This is a genomic window from Formosa sediminum, from assembly GCF_007197735.1.
Classification (GTDB): Bacteria; Bacteroidota; Bacteroidia; order Flavobacteriales; family Flavobacteriaceae; genus Formosa; species Formosa sediminum.
Map to the genome: position 1 here is coordinate 2,209,842 of NZ_CP041637.1, position 26,018 is coordinate 2,235,859.

25 protein-coding genes and 3 pseudogenes are annotated in these 26,018 nt (G+C 30.7%); 1 reads left to right on the forward strand and 27 read right to left on the reverse strand.

Features of this window, described 5'->3' with window-relative positions:
- Window positions 1-381: 381 nt before the first annotated feature.
- Window positions 382-1,563 (reverse strand): annotated as a pseudogene (locus FNB79_RS09650) (IS3 family transposase).
- A 68-nt stretch (window positions 1,564-1,631) separates the two neighbouring features.
- Between FNB79_RS09650 and FNB79_RS09655 the strand changes: the two are divergent.
- Window positions 1,632-1,835: pseudogene (locus tag FNB79_RS09655) on the forward strand (transposase); the annotation flags it as partial.
- Between the two features lie 274 nt (window positions 1,836-2,109).
- Here the strand turns inward: FNB79_RS09655 and FNB79_RS09660 are convergent.
- The 26 genes and pseudogenes from FNB79_RS09660 to FNB79_RS09775 form a co-directional block, all read right to left on the reverse strand.
- Window positions 2,110-3,021, reverse strand: a complete 912-nt coding sequence (locus FNB79_RS09660) for a helix-turn-helix domain-containing protein (RefSeq protein ID WP_143381112.1) — start codon at window positions 3,019-3,021, stop codon at window positions 2,110-2,112.
- A 1-nt stretch (window position 3,022) separates the two neighbouring features.
- Entirely contained in the window at window positions 3,023-3,862 is an 840-nt protein-coding gene (locus tag FNB79_RS09665; RefSeq protein WP_143381113.1) for an SDR family NAD(P)-dependent oxidoreductase, read from the reverse strand.
- Between the two features lie 142 nt (window positions 3,863-4,004).
- The gene (locus FNB79_RS09670) at window positions 4,005-4,910 is read right to left on the reverse strand and encodes an IS3 family transposase (RefSeq protein WP_143381114.1); all 906 of its coding nucleotides are present in this window, start codon (window positions 4,908-4,910) and stop codon (window positions 4,005-4,007) included.
- A complete protein-coding gene (locus tag FNB79_RS09675) occupies window positions 4,856-5,227 on the reverse strand; it encodes a transposase (RefSeq protein WP_143381115.1) in 372 nt (123 codons plus the stop codon). The genes FNB79_RS09670 and FNB79_RS09675 overlap by 55 nt, the downstream gene beginning before the upstream one ends.
- A 186-nt stretch (window positions 5,228-5,413) precedes the next feature.
- Window positions 5,414-7,024 carry a hypothetical protein gene (locus tag FNB79_RS09680; protein WP_143381116.1) on the reverse strand — a complete coding sequence of 537 codons (1,611 nt, stop codon included), beginning with the start codon at window positions 7,022-7,024 and terminating at the stop codon, window positions 5,414-5,416.
- 153 nt (window positions 7,025-7,177) lie between these two features.
- Window positions 7,178-7,534 carry a helix-turn-helix domain-containing protein gene (locus tag FNB79_RS09685; protein ID WP_068449010.1) on the reverse strand — a complete coding sequence of 119 codons (357 nt, stop codon included), beginning with the start codon at window positions 7,532-7,534 and terminating at the stop codon, window positions 7,178-7,180.
- A 2-nt stretch (window positions 7,535-7,536) separates the two neighbouring features.
- Window positions 7,537-7,830 carry a type II toxin-antitoxin system HigB family toxin gene (locus FNB79_RS09690; RefSeq protein WP_054729199.1) on the reverse strand — a complete coding sequence of 98 codons (294 nt, stop codon included), beginning with the start codon at window positions 7,828-7,830 and terminating at the stop codon, window positions 7,537-7,539.
- A 143-nt stretch (window positions 7,831-7,973) separates the two neighbouring features.
- Window positions 7,974-9,489: pseudogene (locus FNB79_RS09695) on the reverse strand (IS1182 family transposase).
- Window positions 9,490-9,839: 350 nt separating this feature from the next.
- Window positions 9,840-10,007 (reverse strand): hypothetical protein, encoded by a 168-nt coding sequence (locus FNB79_RS17195; RefSeq protein WP_185967745.1) that lies wholly within the window; start codon window positions 10,005-10,007, stop codon window positions 9,840-9,842.
- Between the two features lie 392 nt (window positions 10,008-10,399).
- A complete protein-coding gene (locus FNB79_RS09700) occupies window positions 10,400-11,209 on the reverse strand; it encodes an SDR family oxidoreductase (RefSeq protein WP_143381117.1) in 810 nt (269 codons plus the stop codon).
- Window positions 11,210-11,291: 82 nt separating this feature from the next.
- Complete coding sequence (locus tag FNB79_RS09705; RefSeq protein WP_143381118.1) at window positions 11,292-11,849, reverse strand: Crp/Fnr family transcriptional regulator; 558 nt, start codon at window positions 11,847-11,849, stop codon at window positions 11,292-11,294.
- A gap of 1,015 nt (window positions 11,850-12,864) precedes the next feature.
- Window positions 12,865-13,083: a hypothetical protein gene (locus FNB79_RS09710; RefSeq protein WP_143381119.1), complete on the reverse strand. Its 219-nt coding sequence runs from the start codon at window positions 13,081-13,083 to the stop codon at window positions 12,865-12,867.
- 402 nt (window positions 13,084-13,485) lie between these two features.
- Entirely contained in the window at window positions 13,486-13,656 is a 171-nt protein-coding gene (locus FNB79_RS17200) for a hypothetical protein (protein WP_185967746.1), read from the reverse strand.
- A gap of 434 nt (window positions 13,657-14,090) precedes the next feature.
- Entirely contained in the window at window positions 14,091-14,555 is a 465-nt protein-coding gene (locus FNB79_RS09715; protein ID WP_143381120.1) for a hypothetical protein, read from the reverse strand.
- A gap of 155 nt (window positions 14,556-14,710) precedes the next feature.
- Entirely contained in the window at window positions 14,711-15,301 is a 591-nt protein-coding gene (locus tag FNB79_RS09720) for a hypothetical protein (protein ID WP_143381121.1), read from the reverse strand.
- Window positions 15,302-15,607: 306 nt separating this feature from the next.
- On the reverse strand, window positions 15,608-16,225 hold the full coding sequence (locus FNB79_RS09725) for a hypothetical protein (RefSeq protein WP_143381122.1): 618 nt from the start codon (window positions 16,223-16,225) through the stop codon (window positions 15,608-15,610).
- A 146-nt stretch (window positions 16,226-16,371) separates the two neighbouring features.
- Complete coding sequence (locus FNB79_RS09730; protein WP_221932574.1) at window positions 16,372-16,902, reverse strand: hypothetical protein; 531 nt, start codon at window positions 16,900-16,902, stop codon at window positions 16,372-16,374.
- Between the two features lie 246 nt (window positions 16,903-17,148).
- On the reverse strand, window positions 17,149-17,844 hold the full coding sequence (locus FNB79_RS09735) for a hypothetical protein (protein WP_143381124.1): 696 nt from the start codon (window positions 17,842-17,844) through the stop codon (window positions 17,149-17,151).
- Window positions 17,845-18,064: 220 nt separating this feature from the next.
- Complete coding sequence (locus tag FNB79_RS09740; RefSeq protein ID WP_143381125.1) at window positions 18,065-18,601, reverse strand: hypothetical protein; 537 nt, start codon at window positions 18,599-18,601, stop codon at window positions 18,065-18,067.
- Window positions 18,602-18,734: 133 nt separating this feature from the next.
- Window positions 18,735-19,265 (reverse strand): GNAT family N-acetyltransferase, encoded by a 531-nt coding sequence (locus FNB79_RS09745; RefSeq protein ID WP_143381126.1) that lies wholly within the window; start codon window positions 19,263-19,265, stop codon window positions 18,735-18,737.
- Between the two features lie 153 nt (window positions 19,266-19,418).
- Window positions 19,419-21,011 (reverse strand): hypothetical protein, encoded by a 1,593-nt coding sequence (locus tag FNB79_RS09750; protein WP_143381127.1) that lies wholly within the window; start codon window positions 21,009-21,011, stop codon window positions 19,419-19,421.
- 151 nt (window positions 21,012-21,162) lie between these two features.
- Window positions 21,163-21,663: a GNAT family N-acetyltransferase gene (locus tag FNB79_RS09755; protein ID WP_185967747.1), complete on the reverse strand. Its 501-nt coding sequence runs from the start codon at window positions 21,661-21,663 to the stop codon at window positions 21,163-21,165.
- A 151-nt stretch (window positions 21,664-21,814) separates the two neighbouring features.
- Window positions 21,815-22,669 carry a hypothetical protein gene (locus FNB79_RS09760; RefSeq protein WP_143381129.1) on the reverse strand — a complete coding sequence of 285 codons (855 nt, stop codon included), beginning with the start codon at window positions 22,667-22,669 and terminating at the stop codon, window positions 21,815-21,817.
- A 246-nt stretch (window positions 22,670-22,915) separates the two neighbouring features.
- Window positions 22,916-23,266 carry a hypothetical protein gene (locus FNB79_RS09765; protein ID WP_143381130.1) on the reverse strand — a complete coding sequence of 117 codons (351 nt, stop codon included), beginning with the start codon at window positions 23,264-23,266 and terminating at the stop codon, window positions 22,916-22,918.
- 57 nt (window positions 23,267-23,323) lie between these two features.
- Window positions 23,324-25,015: an ankyrin repeat domain-containing protein gene (locus FNB79_RS09770; protein ID WP_143381131.1), complete on the reverse strand. Its 1,692-nt coding sequence runs from the start codon at window positions 25,013-25,015 to the stop codon at window positions 23,324-23,326.
- 129 nt (window positions 25,016-25,144) lie between these two features.
- Window positions 25,145-25,672: a DUF6933 domain-containing protein gene (locus FNB79_RS09775; RefSeq protein WP_143381132.1), complete on the reverse strand. Its 528-nt coding sequence runs from the start codon at window positions 25,670-25,672 to the stop codon at window positions 25,145-25,147.
- Between the last annotated feature and the right edge of the window lie 346 nt (window positions 25,673-26,018).

Below are 26,018 nucleotides of genomic sequence, written 5' to 3' on the forward strand. Positions count from 1 at the left end.
GCTCCTTCCATACTCCGTATTTAAATCTCAAGAATAATATAAAAGATCGTCTTCTAATAAAAAAAGTTCAACTAGAGGAAATGGGATGACTACGAAAAAATACTAAACTTAACAGCACATATAAAAAATAGCAGTATTAGGTCTATATAGAATATATTTAATTAAATTTAGGATGGTGCAATATGTAAAATCAGTCTATAATATTCTGCTAATTTCTATATATGCAAACGTTGCCCACAATTATGAAAAAAATCCTACTAACATTTATATTAGGAACTTTATTGGCTAATTGTGCTGATAAAAAAACTGAACCAAAAGTAGAAAACCAAGCAAGTGAGAAAAGTGGACTTGTAACAAAAATCTGGACAAATAGTTGAATGACTATGCAGCTAGTTTAAGGTTATATATGTCTAATTCAAATTCTCTTATAGTTCTATTTCCTAAAAAGGAATGTCTTCTTCTATTATTGTACCAGGTTTCTATCCATCCAAAGATGGATAACTCCGCTTCAGATCTCAACTTATAATTGTGCCTATAAACCCATTCTACCTTTAAAGATTTAAAGAACGATTCTGCAACTGCGTTATCCCAGCAATTACTTTTTCTGCTCATAGATTGGTTTACTAAGCCTTTGTAACTTTTAATTAAAGAGGTGAACTTATGGCTGGCATATTGTATACCTCGGTCAGAATGAAAAATTAAAGACTGGGTTAAAGTTGTTTTCTTTATAGCCATATGCCAAGCTTTAATAATAGTATCCTCTGTGCTTAGGTTATCGCTTAGAGCCCACCCAACAACTTTACGGTTAAACAAATCAATAATGACAGTAAGATATAACCAGCCTTGCTTGGTTTTAATATAGGTAATATCACTTACCCAAACTTGATTTTGTCAGCTTACTTCAAAGTTTTGGTTTAATAAATTAGGTGCTATAGGATAATTATGCTTACTATCTGTGGTTGCTCTAAACTTACGTTTTCGTTTTCCAAACAAATAATTAGCACTCATAATACGCGCCACTCTGGGCTTTGATATTTTATAGCCTAATGTCTCCAGTTCTGTTTTTATTCTAGGAGAACCATAGCTTTTAAAACTATCCTTAAATATACCTTTAATAAGCGCAGTTACCTTTTGATTTTCTAACCATAATTTACTTGGTCCTGATTGCAACCAATGGTAATAACCGCTTTTGCTTACCTTTAATATTTGACACATCGTCTCGACAGGAAATCTCATAAGGTGTTGTTTTATAAATCTGTGTTTTTCTTGTCGCTCGCGGAGAAGATGCTGATGGCCTTTTTTAAGATGTCACGTTCCATTTCAGCATCCTTTAAAGCTTTTTTTAATCGAACTATCTCTTTTTCTTCATCGGTCATTTTAGGATTGCCACGGCCTGGAAAACTGTTCTTACCGTAATCTTTTAACTCTTTACGCCAACGGTAAAGTACGGATGGGAATATGTCCAGGTCTTCACATACTTGCTTTACATTGCCTTTGGCATAACTCAACTCCACTGCTTTTTGTTTAAATTCTAAGGTGTAATTGTTTAGATTTTCTTCTCATAATGGCTAAGATAAAAACAAAATAAAAAAATCTCTCATCTTTACGTTCAGTCTAATATAGGAAGTCCAAGGCCTAGAATAAGTAAAATGGGAAATAGAAGATTGAGGAAAGTATTATTTATGTGTAGTTTCTCTGCAAGTAAACATAATAAAGCTTGTAAAGAGCTTTATAACAGGATTGTTGCAAAAGGAAAGAGTAAAAAACTAGCTCTAGTTGCAGTCTGTAATAAACTATTAAAACAAGCCTTTGCTATTGCTAAATCTCATTTGTGATATGACGAAAACTACAGGAGTGTTTTAGTGAGGTAAACTATGGTTTTAATATTATTTATTTAAATATGTTTTTATCTAGGGTGAAAATGTATCAGAAGAATATTGTTTAAAAAATTAACTCTTTTTTATTGGTTTATAACACAGTTCTTGAAAAGTAGCGGTTTTTATGCACAGACTTTTCAGCTTGATACTGATGATAAATTTATGAAAATCACATTGGATTAAGTAATTCAACCGCTATTTTTTATATACGTTGTTAGCGGTAGTAATTTTTTCAATTAAATGTTGCTCTGTATTGTAATGGTGTTTGTTGCGTATTCTTCTTAAACATAGTACTGAATGATTGGGGATATTCAAATCCCAAATCATAAGCGATTTCCTTTATGCTTAAATTAGTTGTTGAAAGCAGTTCTTTCGCTCTTTCAACTATGGATTGTTGAATATGGGTTTGCGCATTTCTGCCGGTAGTATTTTTCAATAAATCAGTCAAATAATTGGGAGAGATATTGAGTTTTTCTGCAAAATAGTTGACCGTTGGAACACCAGATAGAGTAGCGTCACTTTTTAGGTACGCATCCATTAATACTTCCATTTTTACCACAATGTCATTATTCACAGAACTTCGTGTCAAAAACTGCCTATTGTGAAAACGCTTTGCGTAATTGAGAAGTAAGTCAATGTGCGATACTATTAAATCCTGACTATAATGGTCAATGTTATTTTTTAGTTCATCTTGCATTTGTTGCATCAGGGACATAATGATATTGTCCTCTTTTTCAGAAAGGTGAAGCGCTTCTGCGGTGGAATAGGAAAAGAATCCATAATTACCTATAATCTTACATAATTCATAATGCCGTATAAGGTCAGGTTTAAAAACCATCATATATCCTGACACGAGGTCATCCAAAGGATTCGTGACTGAAAAGATTTGACCTGGCTTGGTAAAACTCATTACTCCTTCATCAAAATCATAATGACCTTGTCCGTACCGAAACTTACCTGAAGCCTCTTTTTTAATAGCCACACAATAGAAATCATAATAAAAGCTACTCCAAATTTCATTGGAATCGAATTTCAAATGCTCAAAATCAATCACGCTTATCAAAGGATGAATTGGTTTTGGCAAATTGAATAATCTATGAAGTTCAGAAATTGACTTAATTTTATATGGAGCAGCTTTTTTCACACTATTTTTGTTCAAAATCAGTTGATAAAGATAAGGCTTTCCATTGTTCCATTTCTTCCTTTTCGTTTTTACGAACTTCCAAAATTGCATTATAACTATCAGAACCTAAAGGAAGATGCAAGGGAGGGTTAGGCATTTCTACAAGTTTAATTACTACCTCTGCTAATTTTTTAGGATTCCCTAATTGTTTACCATCGAATCCCGTAAACTGTTCAACCTGCTTATTTAAATTATAGGTGTCAATTTTATTTTCAGAAACATTGAGTGTATCCTCATTCATGAAATTTGTACGAAATGTTCCTGGAGCAAGGATAGTTACTTTTATGCCAAATGGTGCAACTTCTTGAGCAAGTGCTTCAGATAGTCCAATAACCGCGTATTTAGATGCACTATAGCTTCCGTTAGCGGGATAACTCATATAGCCCATTATAGATGCCGTATTGATAATATGCCCCGATTTTTGCTTGCGTAGGTGTGGTAAAACATTTCTGATGATATGGGTCATTGCAAAGATATTAACATCCATTGTTTTTCTAAACTCGGCATCACTTATTTCTTCTATATTACCCAAGAGGTTATACCCTGCATTATTGACCACAACATCTATTTGTCCAAATTCATATATGCCTTTTAAAATCGCATTTTTAACATTTTTTTCATTGGTGATGTCCAGCTTTATTGGAAGCAAATTTCCTTCGTGTTCTTCAATTTTATCTATAAGTTTGTGCGTATTTCGAGAAGTTGCAATGACTTTATCGCCATTACTCAAAACTGCTTTTGTGATTTCAAGTCCCATCCCTTTAGACGCTCCTGTAATGAACCAAACTTTCTTTTTACTCATAATATTTGTTTTTTTACAAATTTACGGAGCATAAAGGTTTAGAAAGTTTTCAAATTAAGGATAAACGTATTAAGATTCAAGATTACAGATGGTTTTTCTCAAATGTCTAGTCCTGAAATATGGCTACAGGTTAAAATTGTTTTTAAGCTGATAATTTATATACCATATTCGGTGTTTTATAATCTAAAGATAAATGTAATCTTATTTCGTTGTATAGATTAATTGCATTTTTTGTAGCTCTCTTGGCGTGGGCCACGTTATCAAAGGTTTGGTCAAGATAAAATTCATCTTTTAGTATGCCATTTACCCGCTCTGCCATAGCATTTTCGTAACAATGATTTTCTTCCGTCATACTAATATCTATCTTTTTTCTTTTTAATATTTGCGTGTATACATTGCTACAATACTGTATGCCTCTATCGGAGTGATATATAAGTTTCTTTGTGTTTTTAGCTTGATATATAGCTTTGTTTAAAGCTCTGACACATCCTTTTAATTCTAGGCTATCACTTAGGTCATATCCTACAATTTTCCTAGAATACATATCTGTTATTAGTGCTAAGTAACAAAATCCTTTAATGGTTCTTATGTAGGTAATATCGCTTACCCACACCTGATTTGGCTTTGTAATTTCCATATTTTTTATCAGGTTATTGTATTTATAAAAACGATGATAAGAGTTTGTAGTTCTAGCACTAGTTTTCTTTCTTAGTGTAAGCATATTATACTTTCTAAGTACGCTAAATAAAGAGTCTCTGCCGACTTTAAGATTGGCATTGTAAAACTCATTTTCTAACGATCTAATGAGTTTACGTACACCTTCTCTAGGAAGAGATTTGCGTCTTTTCTTGACTATATTAATAACTTGTTGTTCTAGTTTTAAACGCTTATCAGCTCTGCATTTAAACTTATAATAGGCATCTCGTTTTAGTCCAAAACAACTGGTAATAGTCGATAAAGAAACAAATCCCTTAGCTTTATCTTTTGCTTTTATTAAGGCTTGGTATTTAGTTTTTTTTTGAGCTGTTGGATGTTTTTGTATCCTAATTTTTCAGCGGCTACTTCTAGGTAAGATTCATCTACCATTGCATCGAGATCTTTTTTAAGTAGTAGTTTTTTAAGTTGTTCTACTTCTTTTTGTAGCGCTTTAATTCTAGTAATTTCGTCTTTTGTTTCCACTTTTACTCTGGTGTTCATTAAGTCTTTACGTTCATACTTTTTAATCCACTCGTTAACAGTTGTAGGAGCGATGGAGTAGAGCTTACACAATTCACTCTTAGTGTATTTTCCTGTTGTAAGTTCGGCTAAAATTTTCAATTTAAAAGGTTCACTGTACCTTCTAATTACTTTGTCATTTCTATACATAATGTTTAAAATTATGTAGCCTTTATTCAGGACGGGTCATTATGTTTGCTAACGTGTTTGTATATGGTTTGTTACGTGGTTTAAGCAACTAATTTAGTAAATAATTACCGACCAAGAAAGTCCGCGAGGACTTTCGTAAGTAGGCTAGAACAAGCAATAAATTATATACGGTGTTAGCAAACGTATTTAATTATCATAGTATTCAATGTTTGTATTAATATCTAGCCAACCTTTTCTTCGTTCTCTCGTTATTCTATAAAATGAGTTGGTTTCCTGATTGATATTTTGATATTGTACCGTTTTATGCCTTGGAAAAATGCCAACTTTATTTTTTTTGTAAAAATAGACTAAGCCATCTTTAGGGTTATATGTGATAGATTTATAATTAATAGGTAAAATAGTTTCATTTTTAATTGTTTCTGGAAAATATATAAAAGGATTTGTTATATCAGCTATTGTGTCATATTTAGAACTGCTATATTCATATTTATAAATACCACTTCTGTTTCTCCTTGTGACTATTAGATAATTTGGATTTATGTATTTTTCTCCTGTAAAATCAATGTTAGTATCCCAATAGGTTTTATTTGAGTTGTTAAGGAAAGTTACTATATCTCTTTTTTTTACGCCTTCTAATTTAAAATCTTTTCTTTTGCCTTGATTAGAAAAAGCTTCACCTTCTATTCTTTTTATGATATGTGATTTTTCATATTTATCATATTCAACTATATATTTTTCATAAGAAACTGTTCCGCACACTGAATATGATTTTTTGGGGAATTTATCAATAATTTTCAATTCAGAATCATAATAACTAGCTCCTTTGTTGGTCAAAACTTCTAAACCACTTCTATATAGATAAGCACTTTTAACGGAGTCAATTTCTATCTTTTCATAATAGGAATTGAAAATATCGATTTGTTTTTTATTTTTACCAATAATGAAAAACTGATTATGCATAATGGTTTCGTATTCCGCTTTAAGTAAATTTTCGTTAAACGTATTTACTAATTCATAGTTGTTATTTTTGTTTTTTAAAAGAGTGGCAAACTCTTCATAATCATACCTTTCGAACGTTTCTAAGTAATTTGTTTTGTACAGTAAAGTATTTTTTATACTACTTATTCCATCATCATTAGATATTAAATAGTCATTCTCTACTAAGGGAAGGAATAAAAACTCTTGGGAGTCTCCATCATTCAATAAATAGATATGCTTATTGTTGCCTAAATCTAAGACAATAGTCGTAAAATATTCTGCGTTATAAACTCTCCATTTTTCTTCATTGTCAGTCTCACGATAAGTTCTAGAAGAACCTAAACCACCACTAAATTCTTTTTTATTAAAATAAAGTTCTTGAATAACTGATAGCGATTTGTTTATAAATTTTAGAATTAATTTATTTGTGTCTTCACCGTACTTAAACCAATTATTATTAATCTCTATTTCATATTTTAGTAGGTCATTAATATTTGTTTTTTTTATCTGGGTTAGACGTAATATAACATCATTTTCAGCTAGTTTTATTTCTTCTAAAGTTACAATATCGTTATCATATTCTAAATCGGTTGAAATAAAAATATTATCAGAGTTGTCATTAAATTCTAAATAAACTTCTATAAATTGATTTTTATTTTTTTCTTCAAATAATCTTAAGTTTATATCATCTTTATTATAAATTATCAAATCAATGTTAGTTAAATTTACAGTTTGCTGAGAGAAACAAAATTTTGATTTTATTAATAAAACTAAAAAAATGAAAATCAGTTTTAAATGAATGTTCTTATTCTGTATCATATGTTTGCTAACGTGTTTGTGTATGATTAGTGGCGTGTTTAAGCAACTAATTTAGTAAATAATTACCGACAAATAAAGTCCGCGAGGACTTTCGTAAGTAGGCGAGAAGCTAGCAATAAATTATATACGGTGTTGCCAACTGGCTTTTTTCAATTAATAATCTTGAATTAAAACTTCAGTAGGGATATGTAGAGTAGTGTTTAGTTTTCTAATCATATCTAGAGTCAGTTTTCTTTTTTTATTCAAAATTTCGCTAACTCTGCTTTTAAATCCAACAACTTCTGCTAAATCCTTTTGTTTCATTCCCATTTGTTCCATTCTGAATTTAATTGCTTCTATTGGGTCAGGCATTCCGATTGGGAATTGTTCATTTTCATATCTATCAATCAAAATTGACAGGATTTCCAATTCGTCTCCATCTTCCGTTCCTTTTTTTGCATCAAAAATTTCCTCAAGTCTGTTGAGTGCGTTTTGATAGTCTTTTTCGTTTCTAATTGGTAATATTTTCATAATTAGATATTATTTGCGTCAATTTTATCATATTCAGCGTGAGTTCCAATAAACCTTATCCAACATATTCCGTATTCAAAATTAAATTTTACAATCAAACGATAATTATTACCTTTAATATTGTAAACAATTCGATTGTCTTTTAAAATACTAGCACTCGGATATTCACTTTTTAATTCGTTAATATTGTTCCATTCGGATTTTTCAGTTTCTCTATACCACGATTTTAATTGTTCTTCACAATCAGCGTGTTTTTCCCAAAAATCTCGTAAAGTTCGTTTTGCGATTACTCTCACATTATAATTGTTTGACGCAAAGATAACAAAAAAAAGTTACCAATTTGGTAATTAGTTCGGTTTTTTTAGCTTGTTTGCAACGGCAGTCTGTCTAATAACTTGCTGCGTTTTTATATATTTCTACTAAAATACAGTTTTTTCTATTAGACGTGAGCTAAGATTCTATATTTTGAATTTTGTTTGTAGGGTTCTTCAAAACTTGTTAGAATAGCTGTAAAAAGCCTAATTAAAGATCTGTGAGCTTGAACACGAGGTGTATTTGTTTTTCTAAAGATATTCCAAATTCTTTTTAAGTTATAGGCAATAAACATAAATCCTACATCTGCACTAGCACGTTGTATCGTTTTTTTTAGTCATAATATGATCAAAACTCCACTGGCGTTTTATGGTTCCGTATGGATGCTCTACAATGGCTTGGCGTTTTTTGTAAGCATCAGGATTTTGCAATACGCTCTTTACGTTGGCTTCAATATATTTATGGAATTCACTGCGCTGTACTACTTTTCCATTTACTTTAGACGTGGTGCATAATGCTCTTGCGGGGCAAGCTTTACATTTGGTTGTTTTATATTGTTTGAAGTTGTAATTACGAGCTTTATAGATACTTCCATTACTTTTAAGTATATTTACTTCCGGGCAGGTATAGGTGTCGTGTTCTTTATTATATTTAAAATGTTCTGAGTTATAGTTAGGGTCTGGAGCTTGCGATGCTCTTCCTATTCCAGGAATAGCAACAAGGGTTTTAATACCCAGTTTATTAGCAGTTTTAAATTCACTTCCTGTATGATATCCTTTGTCGTATAGCGCCGTAAATGTATTTGTCCCTAGAATGGTTTTAGCTCTCTGTAACATCTGTCCCATAGCTTTGGAGTCATTTTTATTGGTAACCAAGTAGTCGAACGGAATATTGTGATCTGCGTCCACAGTAGATTGTACACAGTAAGCAACTTCAGTAATATTGTTACGCACAATTAAATGCTTGCTATCGGGATCAGAGGTAGAAATTTGTGGTTCTCCAGAGGCATTCAGCTGTACATTTAGTTTTTCGTATTCTTTTCTACGACCTTGATGCTTATCAATATTCTTCTTAATATCTTCTTTCTCATTTTCACTATCACTTTGCTCAAGAGCTTTGTTATATTGCTCTAATTTATTGTCAATATAATCTATGTGACGCTGTATTTTCTTTTTATTAAAATTGTTTTTCTTACTATTCTGAGCTCTAAACTTAGTACTGTCTCCTGCTATAAGTGTAGCTCCGATAAGCCCAAAATTGCGTGCAATTTGCACGGTAGCAAAGAACACTTTTTTAATAGCTTTTGCATTATCTTTTCTGAAGTTACTGATGGTGTTGTGGTCTGGGGTTAGCGATTCAAGCAGCCACATGACTTCAATGTTACGCCTGCATTTTTTTTCTAATTGTCTTGAAGAACGCATACGGTTCATGTATCCGTAGATGTAAAGTTTGAGAAGAACAGCTGGGTTATAGGCCGGAGGACCGTTTTCGGTAAAGTCTGAACGGAATCCTAGTTCTGCAAGGTTAAGTGAATCTACAAATTGATCTATAGACCTTACGCTGTTCTCAGATTCTATAGAATCTTCAAGAGAAACAGGAAAAAGGCAGGTCTGTTTTCGGTCTTTTCCAAGTATGAATTTCATAACTAAAAAATACAAAAATCACCTGTAAATTACTTGAGAACTTCTTAAAAATATAACTGAAAAAAGGAATAGTTATTAGACAGTCTGACGGTTTTGTATAAGATTAGTTGCGTGGTTTAAGCACCTAATGTAGCAAAATACAAACCGAATAGAAAATCCGCGAGGATTTTCATAAGTAGGCTTGCACTAGCAATTAATTTTATACGGTGTTGGCATTTCGTTGTTTTTTTATTTAGGTTTCTGTTTACTCGACTTAATTCAATTTTATGTTTTTCTTGCGTTTGAGTAAATTCGGTCAGATATTTATTCCGCAAACTTTTTCAATTCCAGTTCCTTAAATATTCTAAACGTCAGAATGAGATTTTTTTTTTAGATTTAATTTGTCCTGTTATTAACAATGCAATTCCTCCTCCGACTAAAAATCCAGTAAGAAAATCAGTTCCATCATTTTCAAATGAAAACTGCAAAATAATTCCGATTATTAACATTATTAAACCAATTATTCTTATTCTATTCATAATATATTTTTTTATTCAGTTTCAGATTCCGCAAACGAGCTAAAAGTCAAACATCTTTTTTTTAATCACTCTTTTTATACAGCTTTAAATTCTCATTTACTTTTTATTAAAATAGTGTTTTTATAATTTCTCAATGCCTTGTAATTCAGCCAAATTTGAGTCATTCGTATATTTTTCAATTATCTATTTTATGTCTTTTAAATTACTCATAATTGTAATTTTTAACGGTTCTGCTCAATGAATGCCAACGTGTTTGTGTATGAGCAGTAGCGGATTATGTGCGACAGCCTTTCGATTAGCAATATACTTTATTAAAATGAAAAACGGTTTAAGTAATTACCTAAACCGCTATTACTTATACACGTTGTTGGCAGCTGGGCTTTTTTACGTCATTATTCGTGTTCAAAAAATCGCTTGTTCATTGTTGAAATTACATTTTCTATTCCATCTTTTCTCAGCCATTCATATTCTAATGTTGAAAGATTGCCAGCTGTGTAGTGTAATTGCTTTTTGTTGTCTGTCGCAGCTTGGAAAACTACATTGGCAATGGTTTCAGGTGTATCTTTTTTTGCATTTGAATCTGCTTTCATTGCCGTGATGTATTGATTAAAAACTTCCTGATAATTTTGATGAGAAACCATTTGTGCATTATTTCCAAAGCTAGTTTGCATATAAGCAGGAACAATTGTTTTTATATTGATTCCAAACTCATTTAGTTCGTAGCTCATTCCTTCCGTCCACGTTTCCAATGCTGATTTTGTTGCTGCATAAACTGCTACAAACGGATACGGAATATTAGCGGTTGAAGATGTAACAGTAATAATCGTTCCGCTTTTTCTTGCTCTGAAGTAAGGAAGAAATGATTTTGTAACGAGTATTGTTCCTAAGAAATTAGTGTTGATCTGTCTTGTTAATTGTTCATCGCTAGCCCCCTCAAAAGCTCCCATAAGTCCATACGCTGCATTATTGAATAATACATCTACAGGACTTATTTTTTCTGCTTCAGAAGCTACTTGAGCAATTTGCTTGGCATTATTGATGTCCAACTTCAAAAGATGAATGTTTGGTAACTCAGTAAGTTCTGTTTCTTTTTCGGGATTACGCATTGTAGCAATTACCGTCCAACCATTTGCCGCAAATAATTTGGCAGTTGCTTTTCCTAATCCTGCTGATGCACCTGTAATAAAAATTGTTTTGTCCATTTTCTTTATTTTTTAATATAAATTGATGGTACAAAAGTGCGCAGATTAGAAATGAACCTATTTACCATATGGTAAAATCAGTTTAGCGAATATTTTTTCTTATTCTACTCAACGACTGTTGTGTGATTCCTAAATATGAAGCGATGTATGATAAGGGAATGCGATTGACAAGTGTTGGATATTTTTCCATAAATTCCAGATAACGTGTCGTTGCATCTTGTGAAACTAGCGGACTTACTCGTTCCAATTTTTGCGCAAGTGATTTATTCGTAATCTTTTGAATAATATGTTCCCAATCAATTATAGTTTCAGAAATTTCTTTCCAATCTTTGTTAGAAAATACAAGTAGCTTACAATCTGTTGCAGCCTGTATATATTCCGTTGAAGGTGCATTATTTAAGTTGAAAAGAAGATGGTTTTCTTCAATGAAAATTTTAGTGATTTCTTCACCTTTGTTGTTGTAATAACAAATACGAATAATACCCTCAATAATAAACCCGACTTGTTTCAAAACTTTTCCCGCTTCTGCAAAATAGTCGTCTTTGTTAAGTTCGATTTCTTTTGCTTTGCTTGTAATCAAGTCAATTTGCTGTTTATTCAAATTACTATATTGCAAGATGTACTCTATAAATTCTTTCATTACTGCAAAATAATATATCCTTGTTTTGCGTCATTTACCATTTGGTAAAAAGTGTATTTCTGTCGTTTTCGCCTTGCTGCCAACGTGTTTGTGTAAGGAACGTTGCGATTTTGTACGCGAGGATTTTCCGCAGGAAAATCAGCAGTAAGCAAAATTGCAAGAACCAAACGATTGAACTAAAGTAAGCAATGTTTTTTACACGGTGTTATGTACAGGTTTATTTTCTTTCCACCATAAGAGTAAAAATCCATAGTTCTACATGTATTTTTAACCTTAAATATCAAAATAGGTAGTAGATATTTTTAGAAGGTTTAAAGGTTCAGATATTCAGCTCAAACCATTGGTTTATTATGTTTTTGTAGCAAAAAAATATACCTGGGAAATCTCTTTTACCAATACAACTTTCTTAAAGTTCAGATTATTTTAAAATCCGTCAAAACTTAGAGTTTGCTATATTTTCGATGTAGAGAATGTTTCTAGGAAAGTTAAAATTCAGAGTGGTATTTTGCAACATTTTTTATTCCGCTAGAGTGAAATTCATAGTGTGTTTTTCAATTCAGCATTTCAATTTTTTCCTTATTTAGAAATCTAAAAACTTTAAATTAAGTAGGATTTTCGTTAGTTTGGGAACTTGTACATAACGTGTTTGTGTATGGTTAGTTGCGTGTTTGAGCAACTAAGTTAGTAAACATTTACGAACCCGTGAAAATTCCGCAGGAATTTTCGCAAGTAGAGAAGAATAAAGCAATTAATTATACACGTTGTTGCCAACAGTTGTTTTTTCGTTTTTTTACTTTCTTAAAATTCAAAAAAAATCGATAATAACAAACTAGCTACAATTTCCACCATATTTTTTTAGTCAATATTTTTTAATTCCGCAACTTGCTAAATTTCGCAAAAGTGATTTTCTTCATTCAGTTCGTTTTTCGCTACGTTTATAAATTCCGTTTGATTGGTAATTCCGCAAACTTGCTCAAATTCCGTTTTGCTTTTCATTCCACATTTGAGTCAGAATTTATTTTGCTTTTTTCAATAATTTTTTTCCTAAAATTGAAATATAAAAAGCCACTAAAATAGCTAACGAGATATAAAATAAAATTTCATAGAGTTCCGTTTTATCAGGTTCTGTTTTTCCAATATAATCAGGTTTGTCATTTTTAGTCAGCATTAAATATGTACAAACTAAAAACCATAAATGGACTACAAATATTTGAAGTTTAAAGATTAATTTCATTCAGCGTTCTGATTTTCCTCAATTGTTGGCAACGGTTTTGTGTATGATTAGTGGCGTGTTTAAGCACCTAATTTAGCAAATAAAAACCGAATAGAAAATCTGCGAGGATTTTCGTAAGTAGGCAAGAACCAGCCATTAATTATACACGGTGTTACCTGCTGTTGTTTTTCGTTTTTACTTTCTTAAAATTCTAAAAAAAATTGAATAAACTAAACTAGCAAAAAATTCCGCTTATTTTTCCGTTCAGTTTTTCAATTCCGCAAACTTGCTCAAATCCGTTTGTGTGGTAATTCCACAACTTGCTTAATTCGGCACAAAGTTCGGTCTTGGGTTGTTAATTCAGAGCTCGATTCCGTAAACGAGCTAAAAAATCCGACGTGAATTTCATTAAGAATTCAGTCATTAGTTCTTAAATTTTCTTTCAGAATATTGTCCTAATTGATATGCAATTAAAATTGGAATTAATGCAAAAGCCATATACTTTTCTAAAAGTCCATATTCTGATAATGCTATCAATATTGCAGTTGAAACAATAATAAAAATTAAGTCAAATGTTCTTTTTTTTATTTTCATTTAATTTGGGTTTGAGTGAGTTCCGCAATTGCAGGTAACGTGTTTGTATATGGTTTGTTGCGTGGTTAAGCAACTAAGTTAACAAATAAAAACCGAATAGAAAATCCGCGAGGATTTTCGTAAGTAAGCTATAACCAAGCAATAAATTATATACGGTGTTACCACACGTTTTTTTTAATCAGATTATGAAAGCAACAACAATTTCCAATATTATGGACAAAATCGCAACAATTAAAAAGAATATAAAAATGTTTTTCGAGATATTCTGTGTTTTTAAAAGTCGGAATTGGTTTAGGTTGTTTAAAATCAACAATTCTTTTTCGTCCATTGCTCGTAATTCAGTCAGCTTTTTGTATTTGCTATATTTATCAAATTCGGTTGGTTCAATATCATTAACATTTTTAATATTTTCCATATGTCTTATTTACTAATTTTTAAAAATATACTTTATCTATGATGAAAAGAACAATAGGTATAATAATAGCTATTGCTATTGCGGAAATCCCAATGATTATTGTTATGCGTTCAAATCTGTTAAAAGGAATTACGTTAGGATTTTTACTTGGTTTAATTATTTGCTTAATTCTTTTTAATAGTCTTTGTAAAAACGAAAAGTCCGATTGATTTTTAAGTCGGTAATATTCGTCGAATTTAGATAAGTCAGAATCTTTGATAGTAAAATTGTCTTTTGTCAAATACAGTTTTTTAGCGTGGCTTCTGTCAATAGATTCTATAAAATTAAGTTTACCATTATTTGGGTTAATTTCATAAACATCAACAATATCAGGATGAGTAAGAATATCGTAATTTGTTTCTTTATGTTTTGGCAAAATCTCTTTTTTCCAATAACTATAAGTTCCGCCTATTATTTGTCCTGTATGTTTGTTTTTAATTCTCAATTTTTCTCAAATGTGTGGTAACGTATTTGTATAACCGTCAGTTACGGGATTAAAGTTAATAATTTTCGGTTAAGAACTGGCGTTAGCAATTCCGAGTGGATTCGGACGTAGTCGAATCCGCCGTAATTGCGGTTATACATTGTTGTAGCCAGTTTTTATTTATATTCAAGCGTTTTATATTTTCTGTTTATTCCGTATTTCTTTTTCGCAAAGTCTTTGTCCAATTCCACAAATTTATTGGTATCCATATTTGGAATTTTTCCAAGTATTCGGTCAGCACTTTTTTGACCTTTTATTTTGTAGGCTTTATTCTCGTATACGATATAAAATCCTTTAGGTTTTTTGGATGAATTTTTCAGATAGTCAGTTGAATAATATTTTTCTTTATTCATTAAGCTGGTCAAACTGTCATTAGTTATCAGATAAAGATTGGAAAAGTCAGGATTGTTTTCGGTCAAATTTTTTCCATAAATATCTTGAGATTCTAAAATCAGCGTGTCGTTGGATTTTCTATATTTAATTGTAGTTGACGCTCCTAAATGTCCGTAAATTTTTGAGTAATTCAGAGTCGAGTCGGAAATCAATACAATGGATTTATTCGGCTCTGAAGTAAACATTCTCATTTTTCCATCTGTTTCAGTGTATTCTATATTTCTGCTTAATGAGTAAACTTTAATTTTATAAGAGTTACACGAGATTAGAAATCCGATTAAAGTTAGAAGAGGAAATATTAGTTTGTAATTCATTTGTTTTGGTTTGATTCCTCAAACTTAATTCAGCTTTTTAGTTACTCAAAGTCAAATTGAGTAAACTATACTTTTGGTAGAGTAAATGCGTTTTTCTAAAATTGGCTACAACGGCTTCGGCTAAGGTTAGTACGGGATTAAATTAGCATTTAATTTCGGATTAAGCGATTAGCCAAAACTTTTAATTTTGTTTTATCTTTCTCTGTTCAAAGCTAAATCAAAAGATTTGGCGGACTTTATAAAAATACACTAAACTTTGGATTAAGAACCAAAACCCGTATTAATTTTAGCCAATGTTAGTATTAGTTATTTTACTTTCAGATTGCTATATTCTACTTTATTTGAATTTACATCATTAGGTTCATTAATTTTTTTCCAAATAGTATAAATTCCATAAAGTAAAATTAATAGAGATATACTAATACTAATTGTCAGACCAAGAGTTTCTATTATTTTTTGAATTAGATATCCAAAAAATTTATTTTTCCCTTCGGTATTAGAAAAATTAGCACCAGTCGATAATAAATAAGTAAATATTGCGCCTGAAAGAACTGTAAAAACTCCGTGATGATTTAATAAGCGATTGTATTTACTTTCTTGAATTAAATTCTTTTCATATTGTAATGTTTCTAACTGTTCTTTGAAAGTAATAAAATCTTTTTCTTTAAGTTTAAATGTTTCATTAAAACTTAAAGAATTCATTTTTACATATGCTTTTATTTTAACTTCATTTTCATTTATGATTAATTTCTTTATATCACCAAATCTTATTCTAACAGTTTTTTCAATTAGCCGTGGATATTTATGTAATTCAGTAAATTGAACCGATACTTCAATTTTCTCCTTACTAAAGATAAATTCTTTTCTTCCAAAAAAAATACTTTTGATGTTTCTTTCGTCAACTTGGTAAATTTTTTCTTCCATTTTCTCTAATTAATGCTAACGTGTTTGTATAAGGAAAGTTGCGTGTTTGTGTGCGAGGATTTTCCGAAGGAAAATCAGAAGCAAGCAAACGAGCAACTAACTTTGGTTTAGCTAAAACTAGCAATTTTTTTTATACGGTGTTAGCATTAGTTTTTTTCTTTAAACATATGATTTTTTATCTCAGTTTCCCATTCCGAGTATTCAATTTTTTTTAATCCTTTGCTCGAAATCAGTTTTGTGTTTTTGTCTAACTTTTTTAGAACAGATTTGAGTTTTGGATTACCATTCATATATGGCCAATCTGTAAAAAGTCTGCCATATTCCCAATAATTATAATTGTCTTTGATTGATTCTTGCCATTTATTTAAATGGTAACTATTCAAATGTTTCCCATTTACTCTAGGGTCAAATAAAATCATTGTTATCAAACTTTCTGTTCCGTTTCTATTTCTCCAAGAGTAACTTATAATTACAGTATATCCGTTAATTTTTCCAATCAGGTGGTCTTTTTCATTGGTGAATCCAACTTTCAGGAAATCAGTAAACTTTGCTGTTTTTATCTTTTTTATTCTTTGTTTAGGACCAATATATTTGTCGTAAGCAAAGATTAGAGTGCCAATAAAAATTGATAAGCAAACGGTTAGTAAAATTAGATGGGTAAATCCTTCAATTCCCATATTAAAGTTTCCCGTTATTAAAGATGATAATAAAGTTGAGAAGATTATAATTGAAAAATAACCTAATGCTTTTCTATAGTAGTTAAGAATTTTCATCAAATTAATGCTAACGGTTTCGTATAACCGTCAGTTACGGGTTAAATTAGCGATTATTTTCAGTTTAGCACAAGCCTTAGCAATTCCGAGTGGATTCGGACGTAGTCGAATCCGCCGTAATTGCGGTTATACATTGTTGTACAACGTACTTTATTTTTCATTATCGATAAGCCAAGGTTGTTCAAATTCCGTTGTTTTTATCAATTCCTTTTCTAATTTCTCTCGGTCTAATTCCAATTCCGAATATTCTGCTCGTTCGTAGAGTAGGTTATAAGCTGATTGATTAAGTCCGTATTTTTTTAATTTATAAAAATCAGATTCCGCTTTTTTAGAATTCAGATTTTCGTTGTGAAATTCAATTTTTAAAAGGTCAACCAATGTGTCATTTACAAACTGGTTTTCATAATTCCGCTGTCTTTCGTCCAATTTCATTGAGTTGAATTCTCGGATTATTTCATAAACGATTGAGTCGTTTTTCTCCGCTTTTCTGCGACTCCAAAATTCAGCGTAATATTTGGTTTGTATTTCTGGTTTATTATAAGTCAATTCCAGACTGTCAATTAAATTCTGGAAATTCCGTTTGATATAAATTCCTTGAATTAAAAATTCGTTGTCACTTTTAAAAATCAGGTTTTCGAGTTTGTCGTAACCAAATTTTTTAAATGATTCGTGAACCATTTTTAGATTTTCAGGTTTTTTAATCCACGAGTTTTTTGTCCAGTCTCCATTTCTCAAATCGAAAAATGAAGTTTGGTTTTCTGCATAAAATTCCAATTCAGATTTCTTGTCGTTTTTACAAGACAGAAATAAGAAAATCAGAAGTGAAATTGTCAGCAGTTTGTTCATTTCGGGGTATGTTGTACAACGTTGCGTGTATATTTAGTGCGGAAATAGAAAGTCAGAAGACTTTCAATTCAGCACGAGGCAAATAATTTTGTTTGCCTTTATCTTTATCTATTCTAAAGTCAAATCAAAATTGATTTGACGGACAATATAAATATACACTTTCCTTTTGGTTAAACACTAAAACCCGCATTAATTATACACATTGTTGTGTGTAGTGTTTTTAATATTTTATATATTTTAATAACTTTATTTCATTGCAATTAAAATCGTCTATTGGTTTTCCTAAATATAATACCTCAAATTTTTTAATTAAGTCAAAAATAATAATAGTTTCATTTATTTCTTCTTGATTTTCCCTTATTTCTTTTTCAAATAACGTTTGCGATCCTTCAGAAAATATTCCATCTCCACATTCTTTTGCACAAACAAATTCTCCATTTATTCCTAAAGAAAATCCAAAGACCATAACTCTGTCATCGTAAGCTTTTGAGAAAATTTCGCAGTCAGAAAACTCTTTTAGGAAATCTTTTCTGATTTCGTTATTATGAATCATTTTATAAGCAATTTCACTTCCTAAGATGATTGTTCCATTATTGATTTCACCTATAAATAAATCTCTCACAATTCCTGTTTCACATAAATTAGTTTCACTTGAAAAATCGTGATTTCCAATTTCCAAAATAGTTGTTATCGATTCAATATTTAACTCTTTTATTTTCTTATCTTTTAGAAAGATATAATCAGCTATTTGAGACATTCTTCATTTTTTTTCATTACACACAACGGTCTCGGCTATGAGTAGTTGCGTGGTTTAGCACTTAACTTTGCAAGTACACACCAAACTGAAAATCCGCGAGGATTTTCATAAGTAGGTGAGAACAAGCAATTACTTATAGCCATTGTTGTAGCCAGTTATTTTTTTCGAGTTCATATCTTCTATCCGTACAGTTATCTCTTTTATTAAAAAATTCACACACAGGTTTCATAAACTTGTCTAAAATCTTTACCGAACAAACATTTGCAATATTAACATCTGCCGTAACTTTGCTTTCATTCATTTTCAGGAAATAATATTCCAACATTCCTTTTGTAGTTTCTGTTCCGTAACCTTTTCCCCAATATTTTACTCTAAAACGATAACCCAATTCTTTTTCGTCATTTTCATTTATCAGAAACAAAGCCAATCCAATCAGTTCTGCGTTACCTTTTTCAAATATCCCACAAGCACATTTCCGATTACTTAAATCATTCAAGTTTAAATTTAGGCTTTTGTCAAATCTTTCTGTTATTTGATTTTCCGTAAACGCTTTTTGAGGAATTAGCTCTAAAATTCTTGGGTCGGTAAAAAGTTCAGCAAAATATTTCTTGTCCGCTTTTTTTAAACTTTTAATAATTAATCTTTCGGTTTCAAATATTTTCATTTTCCCGATTGGCTTGGTTTTAATTGGCTACAACGTGTTTGTATATGGTTTGTTGCGTGGTTAAGCAACTAAGTTAATAAATAAAAACCGAATAGAAAATCCGCGAGGATTTTCGTAAGTAGGCGAGAAGCCAGCAATAAATTATATACGGTGTTAGCCACTGGGCTTTTCTTTGTTTAGTTCAAAATATTTTTCTAATGTATTAAATGTATATATTGATTTAACGAATATTTCTTCCAAAACTTTGGTGTAATTATCACTTTCAATTCCGAAATATTTAAGTGCTTTTTTACAGTCTTTATTCGATTCACTAAATGTATGAGCAATTAGTCCAGACCTCAAATTTTGAAGATTCCTTAAAAACTCAAACATATCAGGTATGTTCATTCCTTTTGATTCTAAAAACTTTTCAAATTTTCCAATTCCTCTAATTTTTGAATCTAAACTTAAACCTTTTGCTAATTCTTTTTCGTTTAATCTGTCAATAGTCAATTTTACTATAGTCAAGGTTTGCTCACAAAACGATTTGACATTATTAGATGTTATTTTATGCAAAGCAGTAAATAAATGTTCATCTGTTTTGGATAATGGTTTGTATAAATTCCAACCAAACTTTTTTTCCCAATTTTTATTAAAGCTTTTGTATTTTGATTTGAAAAATAAGTCAACAGTTTCAGGCTGTTCTGCCCATTGACCTTCTATCATTGTTTTATAATAAGTTCGACTAATATTCATTCCATCTTTTGGCGGAATATTGTATTGTTTCCAATGAAGTTGTTCCATTTCTGGAAGTATTCTTAAATTAGTAAGAAATACAGGAATATATTCATCTACATTATTATCTATTTTTAATCTGAAAAATTTCGAGCCAACGCTAAAACCGTCAACTTGATATTTATTGGGCTCATTATAATATTTATTTAAAACCTCTTTTTTGAAATAAGTGACTTTAAAATGGTTTCCATCTGTTTCTCCACAATCTTCATAAATCAATTCTCCTTCATCATCGATTCCAATTATGAAACTCTCATTTTTTGATTTTCCAATGTCAAAATGTGATTTTTTTATTTTATTTGGTTTAATGAAAACTTTGCCCATTACCCAACTTTGAGTTTTATCGGATACGTTTCTAATTAGATGATTGTAAATAAAGTCGTTTTCTTTAATTAGTTCGTCTTTGTGCTTTATATTCCAATCTGAAGGTATTTTCTTGAGTAATCTCATAAAATCATAGGAAACCACGAAATTCATATCTCGCATAGTAATATATTCCCTTAAATACTTGATTTTAACTCTAATCAATTTTGGTTCGATTATTATGACTTCGTCTAATTCTCCGTAATCACTTACGTAATAAAATGTGCGATTTTGTTTGTCGTTCCCTTTTTCATAAAGTCGAAAATATAAAACAAATTCTTCTGCAACATCTATATATTTTATTGATGTTTCTTGTAATGAAAAGCTCTTATAGAACAAAAAAGGTTCCAATCCTTCTTTGTCATTAGATTTATATGTGTTGTCTCCATAAACAGATGGTTTTCCTTCGCTTCCCAAAGAAAGTGGCCAGTTATAATCTTTACTATATTTTTCAACCTTATCGTTTGCTATTAGACAGCAATATATTCCAGCTGTATCGTCAAAATCTTTTGAGTCGTCTTCGTAAATTTTTAACCAACCATTTTTGATTAGAAATTTGGATTCAATTTCCTTTTTTTTGTCCTCTAAAAGGAAATAGTCTTTTTCCATTTTTTTATTCGTTCAGATTGGTTTTCGCCTTGTGGCTAACGGTTCTCGTATAACCGTCAGTTACGGGATTAAAGTTAATGTTTTTCGGTTTAGCACTGACGTTAGCAATTGGGAGTGGATTCGGACGTAGTCGAATCCGCCGTAATTGCGGTTATACATTGTTGGCAACTGGCTTTTTTTCCATTTCTATTGTTTCCCAATTTTCATTTCCGACTTTTACAAGTTTTTTTGGTTTATCAGTTTTTGAAAATCCAACTTTCTCATAACATTTAATTGCTCCAATATTCCAAGAGTATACATTTAGAATAATTCTTTCTTTTTTTAAATTGCTAAATCCATATTCAGTCAGTTTATTAATCAATTCCGTTCCGACTCCTTTACCACGCATTGATTTTTCTCCGATTAAAATCCGAGCTAATTTCGCAACATTTTCCTCAGGTATGCTAATTTCTGCAATTCCGATAGTTTCATTATTTTCATTTTCTATTTTAAACACAGTACGTTTTGATTCAGATAAATACAATTCGACTTGTTTTTGGTCAATTGGAAAACTAAAAATCTGTCCAGCAAATTGGATTAATTCAGATTCACTTGAAATCCACTTTTTGAGATATTTCCAATCTTCTATTTTAAATGATTTTAATTCTATCACGATTGTTGCTTTAGCTTGTTGCCAACGTGTTTGTGTATGATTTCGTTGCGTGTTTCAGCAACTAATTTAGCAAATACAAACCGAATAGAAAATCCGCGAAGATTTTCGTAAGAAAGCTTGAACTAGCAATGAATTATACACGGTGTTGGCATTAGTTATTTTTCCGCTTTTTGTTCAGTTTTTCAAATTCAAAATAGGACTTCAATTCTTGAATCAGAAGCTTATTCATTTTCAATATTTCGTCTATACTTAATTCGTTTTCTCGTAAATATTCCAAATCTTCTAAAATCCACTTTTGTTTTTTGAGAACTTTTTTATCTACTTCAAGACCTATCCACTTTGAATCTTTTTCTTTTCGTTTAATCGATTTCAAAGAATCAAATTTGTCGTGAAAGCTTGTTATTGAGAAATAATGCTCGATTAAAAGATATAATCCATTTAGTTTATGATGTTCAGATTTGGATAGCTTGTCTCCAAATTCTAAAGTCTTTTCATCAAGATTTTTGATGTCAATTGTATTCAATGAATATTGTATGCGTTTCACTGTAAAAAGCAAATTCTGTAAATTAAAAATTATTCCAAAAGCGAATAGTGGGTGAATAGTATTTTTATTTTCCTTAAAATCTTTTTCGAATTTGTAAATCAATTTATCGAAAGTCAGAAGTTCATCGTCCATTTTTTCCGCTGACCTTGGCTGTTTATACTCTAATTTGTCATAAGTCAGTAAATTCCATACAATTCCGAGTTTCTTTTTTACGTAAAGATGAAATCCGAATTTTGATTTTCGTTCCTCGTACTTTTTTTGAGCAAATGGAATAATTACAGCAGTAATTAAAGTCAGAACAGCAATAAGTAGAAACCAAACATTCCAATCAATTTTATCAGAATTTTCAATTAATTCAACTTGAATCGGGTTCGGAACGTTATTAGCTAAAGTATCAGTAACCGCTTTAGGCAATGAGTCAATTACTTTTTGAGTTATTGTGTCGGTTATCTGTTCGTTCATTTTCTAATTAATGCCAACGTGTTTGTGTATGATTTGTGGCGTGTTTAAGCACCTAATTTAGCAAATAAACACCGAATAGAAAATCCGTAAGGATTTTCGTAAGTAGGAAAGAACCAGCCATTAATTATACACGTTGTTGTAAATAGTGCTTTTTTCAGTTTCATTTATTAATTCAGATTTTCAACTTTTAAAATCAAGATTAAATTTGCTTAAAATCCAAATTCAGTTTTAATTATTTGTTTTTCTTTAGTGAGTTAAATTTTCAACTAATATTTTTCCAAGTTTAAAACCAAGTAAACCAAAAAACACTCCAAAAAACATCCAATATAATCTGTGTTTTTTATTATATTCAAGATTTATGTTCTCGATTAATTCTTTATTTTCAGAGAGTTGAATGTTAATTCCATCTTTTGCAAATAATTTAGCTTTAGATTTTAAAGTATAATTTTTAGTATTCATTTCGAATTTATGTTCAATTCCTGTTATGGAAAATTTATTCGAAATTTTGTTTCCATTTATTAAAACACTCTCAAATCCGAGAACAGAGTTCAAAAATTCTATTTTATTCGTGTCAATATTAAATTCAGCGTATTTCATTCGTTATGAGTTTTTCCAGCATTATTTACAACGTTCCGTATAAGAGTAGTGGCGGTTTTATGACCACAGTCTTTTCCACCAAGATTGTTGTTTGTTATTTGCACTAGTATTTAAATTGGCACTATCTCCGCCATTACTTTTATACTTTGTTATGCCCTTTTTTATTTCCTCAATATCCACGGAGATTATCTCTGAATGCGTTCTAATAATCATTGAGCTTTTGTTTTTAATTAGCTTAACACCCCGAATTTCCGATATTAAGTTTAAACCTGTTTCGTTTTCTATTTCTCCAGTTGATGAGTAGAGAATTATTTTCTTTCCCTTGGCTAGAGCAATGAAATCATCATTGATAAACACTAAATCACTAAGGTCATGTTCCGATTTAAACTTGGATATATCAACTGTCCAGATAGTAGTAACTTCTTCCCCTTGCATTTCACAGAGCGATAACGCTTTTGGAAATGAGACAGCAAATTTGTTTCCTGATGAATTAAACCCAAAGCCTTCTGATGAATTATTCCATTCAATAAAGAACGTATGTATATAATTCAATTCATTCTCTCCTGAAAGCGTATAAATGCTGTGATATGTTTCTTGATCATAACAATAAGTAGACACTAGATCTTCATTCTTATTGATTAGTGGAAAAAACACTCCATCATCCATAGAATGTTTTTCAAGTAGCTTAAATTTCAAGTCCAGAATATAGCTCGTCCATCCATCGCTGGATAAATATATTTTCTTCTTAGGTAGGAATGTAATTTGGTCTAACCTCCCTTCATTGAAATCAATTGATTCCATCAATTCGAATGTTTTTGAATCAATTTTTAGAAGTTTATTGTCTGTAGTTGGAATGATTATATTATTTGACTCATCAAACGTGAAATTCCGAATAGTAGGTAAATCGATACTTATTGCATTAATCGCTATAAATTGATTTTTTTGATGTTTGTACCTTATAACCGTTGATGATTTAGTTAAAGCGATTATTTCATCATCTTCAATTGGGTGTTCAGAGAGAAAATATATTTGCTCAAATGATAGTGATTCTGGTTTTTGAATTTTTGTTATTTGATGCGAAGTTAGTTCTGGATAATTTGTCTGTAGGTGTTCAATGATTTTTTTTCTAGCCCCTTGTTGAGCTAAAACATATGGAGTACGACTACTGCTATCTTTATGCCATTTTGCTCCGTTTTTAAAGGCATGTTCAAAAACTTCCACATTATCAGACCATGCTTTACTGTGTAGTATTGAACTGTTGTTTTTATCTTTTAGAGATATATCGGTATTATGTTTCAGGTAAATATCAAGCGTTTTTATAGAATGGCAATTCAAAAATTGGGGTTCTTCTATGTTTATCTTGGCACCTCTTGTCAATAGTTCATCAATAATCTCTGTTCTATCATCTCTTGTAGCCATATCCAATTCTCTGTCATTCATTGTAGCTCCAGAATCCAAGAGTAGAATTGCAATCTCAAGTGTTTTAGCCCAGCACAAAGGAGTAGCATAAACACCGCTTCTTTCAGCGTTGATCTTAGCACCGTTTTCAATTAGATATTTTGTTATCTCAAAATTGCCACATTCAGCAGCTTTGTGAAGAGGGGTATGATCCATCCATCCCTTTAAATTTATTTCTTCAGGGTGATTGTCCAGATGTTTGATAGCATCCGAGTTTTGATGATTCTTGATAAGTTCAAAAATCTCAGGAGTTTTAGTATGGTCAGTTTGATAAATGTTTTCTTTCACCATTCTCTTCAATTGGGCATAACGTGTTTGTATATGATTTGTTGCGTGATTTAAGCACCTAATTTAGTAAATAATTACCGACCAAGAAAGTCCGTGAGGACTTTCGTAAGTAGGCGAGAAGCCAGCAATAAATTATATACGGTGTTGTGCGTAGGCTTTTATCATTTCGTCCATTTTCTCTTTTGGATATTTCCAGTTCAACATTTTATTAGGTGAACTATTCAGTTTATTGTTTAAATCTCTAAATGGCATATTATCATAAGTTCCATAGTCTTTTTTCCAATCGTCCATTTGAAATAAACAGTTATTCAAAGAGCCACTCGTACTTCGGTCATTATTTGTTTCGCACAAATTAATTTCGCCAATTATTTTATCGACCAATGTGTAATCTGTTTTAATTCCATCATTATTCAACTGAAAATACAGAGTTTTCTTAAAAATAGTGGATATATTTTTCAAATCAGATTTTTTTACATTTGGTATAATCACAAGATATTTCGTTAACTTATTTATGATTAACCAGCATTTTTTATTACTCACATAAAATAGAGTAGCAGTCCAATTACCTAAAAATTCATTTTCTATACTAACCTCACTAGAAATGAATTCATTAGTTGTTTTTTCAAGTTTTCTAGTTGTAAAAATGTTTGTCTTAATCATTAAATTTTCTCTAAGATAGATTTTTGCATTATAGACAAAAGTCTAGCGTTTTTTTCGTTTAGTGAATTTATTAATTTTTACTTTAAAATCTAAAAAAATCGTTTCAATTTAAATTCCAGCGTAACGTTCCGCAAGAGTAAATAATTCGTGTGTAACGTTATTCAGTTTCTGATTAGTTATTTGTTTATAAATGTCGAAAGGATTAAATTTTAGCTTGATTTTTGTTGGTCTGTCAGCTTACGCACAACGTGTTTGTATATGGTTTGTTGCGTTGTTTAAGCACTAAATTTAGCAAATTAAAACCGAATAGAAAATCCGCGAGGATTTTCGTAAGTAGGCTAGAACT

Coding starts and splice junctions, on each gene's coding strand:
- FNB79_RS09675 (WP_143381115.1), bottom strand. CDS start 5,227: ATGTATAGAAATGACAAAGTAATTAGAAGGTACAGTGAACCTTTTAAA.
- FNB79_RS09665 (WP_143381113.1), bottom strand. CDS start 3,862: ATGAGTAAAAAGAAAGTTTGGTTCATTACAGGAGCGTCTAAAGGGATG.
- FNB79_RS09735 (WP_143381124.1), bottom strand. CDS start 17,844: ATGAACAAACTGCTGACAATTTCACTTCTGATTTTCTTATTTCTGTCT.
- FNB79_RS09710 (WP_143381119.1), bottom strand. CDS start 13,083: ATGAAATTAATCTTTAAACTTCAAATATTTGTAGTCCATTTATGGTTT.
- FNB79_RS09760 (WP_143381129.1), bottom strand. CDS start 22,669: ATGAACGAACAGATAACCGACACAATAACTCAAAAAGTAATTGACTCA.
- FNB79_RS09705 (WP_143381118.1), bottom strand. CDS start 11,849: ATGAAAGAATTTATAGAGTACATCTTGCAATATAGTAATTTGAATAAA.
- FNB79_RS09680 (WP_143381116.1), bottom strand. CDS start 7,024: ATGATACAGAATAAGAACATTCATTTAAAACTGATTTTCATTTTTTTA.
- FNB79_RS09775 (WP_143381132.1), bottom strand. CDS start 25,672: ATGATTAAGACAAACATTTTTACAACTAGAAAACTTGAAAAAACAACT.
- FNB79_RS09700 (WP_143381117.1), bottom strand. CDS start 11,209: ATGGACAAAACAATTTTTATTACAGGTGCATCAGCAGGATTAGGAAAA.
- FNB79_RS09750 (WP_143381127.1), bottom strand. CDS start 21,011: ATGGAAAAAGACTATTTCCTTTTAGAGGACAAAAAAAAGGAAATTGAA.
- FNB79_RS09720 (WP_143381121.1), bottom strand. CDS start 15,301: ATGAATTACAAACTAATATTTCCTCTTCTAACTTTAATCGGATTTCTA.
- FNB79_RS09770 (WP_143381131.1), bottom strand. CDS start 25,015: ATGGTGAAAGAAAACATTTATCAAACTGACCATACTAAAACTCCTGAG.
- FNB79_RS09725 (WP_143381122.1), bottom strand. CDS start 16,225: ATGGAAGAAAAAATTTACCAAGTTGACGAAAGAAACATCAAAAGTATT.
- FNB79_RS17200 (WP_185967746.1), bottom strand. CDS start 13,656: ATGAAAATAAAAAAAAGAACATTTGACTTAATTTTTATTATTGTTTCA.
- FNB79_RS09765 (WP_143381130.1), bottom strand. CDS start 23,266: ATGAAATACGCTGAATTTAATATTGACACGAATAAAATAGAATTTTTG.
- FNB79_RS09685 (WP_068449010.1), bottom strand. CDS start 7,534: ATGAAAATATTACCAATTAGAAACGAAAAAGACTATCAAAACGCACTC.
- FNB79_RS09740 (WP_143381125.1), bottom strand. CDS start 18,601: ATGTCTCAAATAGCTGATTATATCTTTCTAAAAGATAAGAAAATAAAA.
- FNB79_RS17195 (WP_185967745.1), bottom strand. CDS start 10,007: ATGAATAGAATAAGAATAATTGGTTTAATAATGTTAATAATCGGAATT.
- FNB79_RS09745 (WP_143381126.1), bottom strand. CDS start 19,265: ATGAAAATATTTGAAACCGAAAGATTAATTATTAAAAGTTTAAAAAAA.
- FNB79_RS09730 (WP_221932574.1), bottom strand. CDS start 16,902: ATGGGAATTGAAGGATTTACCCATCTAATTTTACTAACCGTTTGCTTA.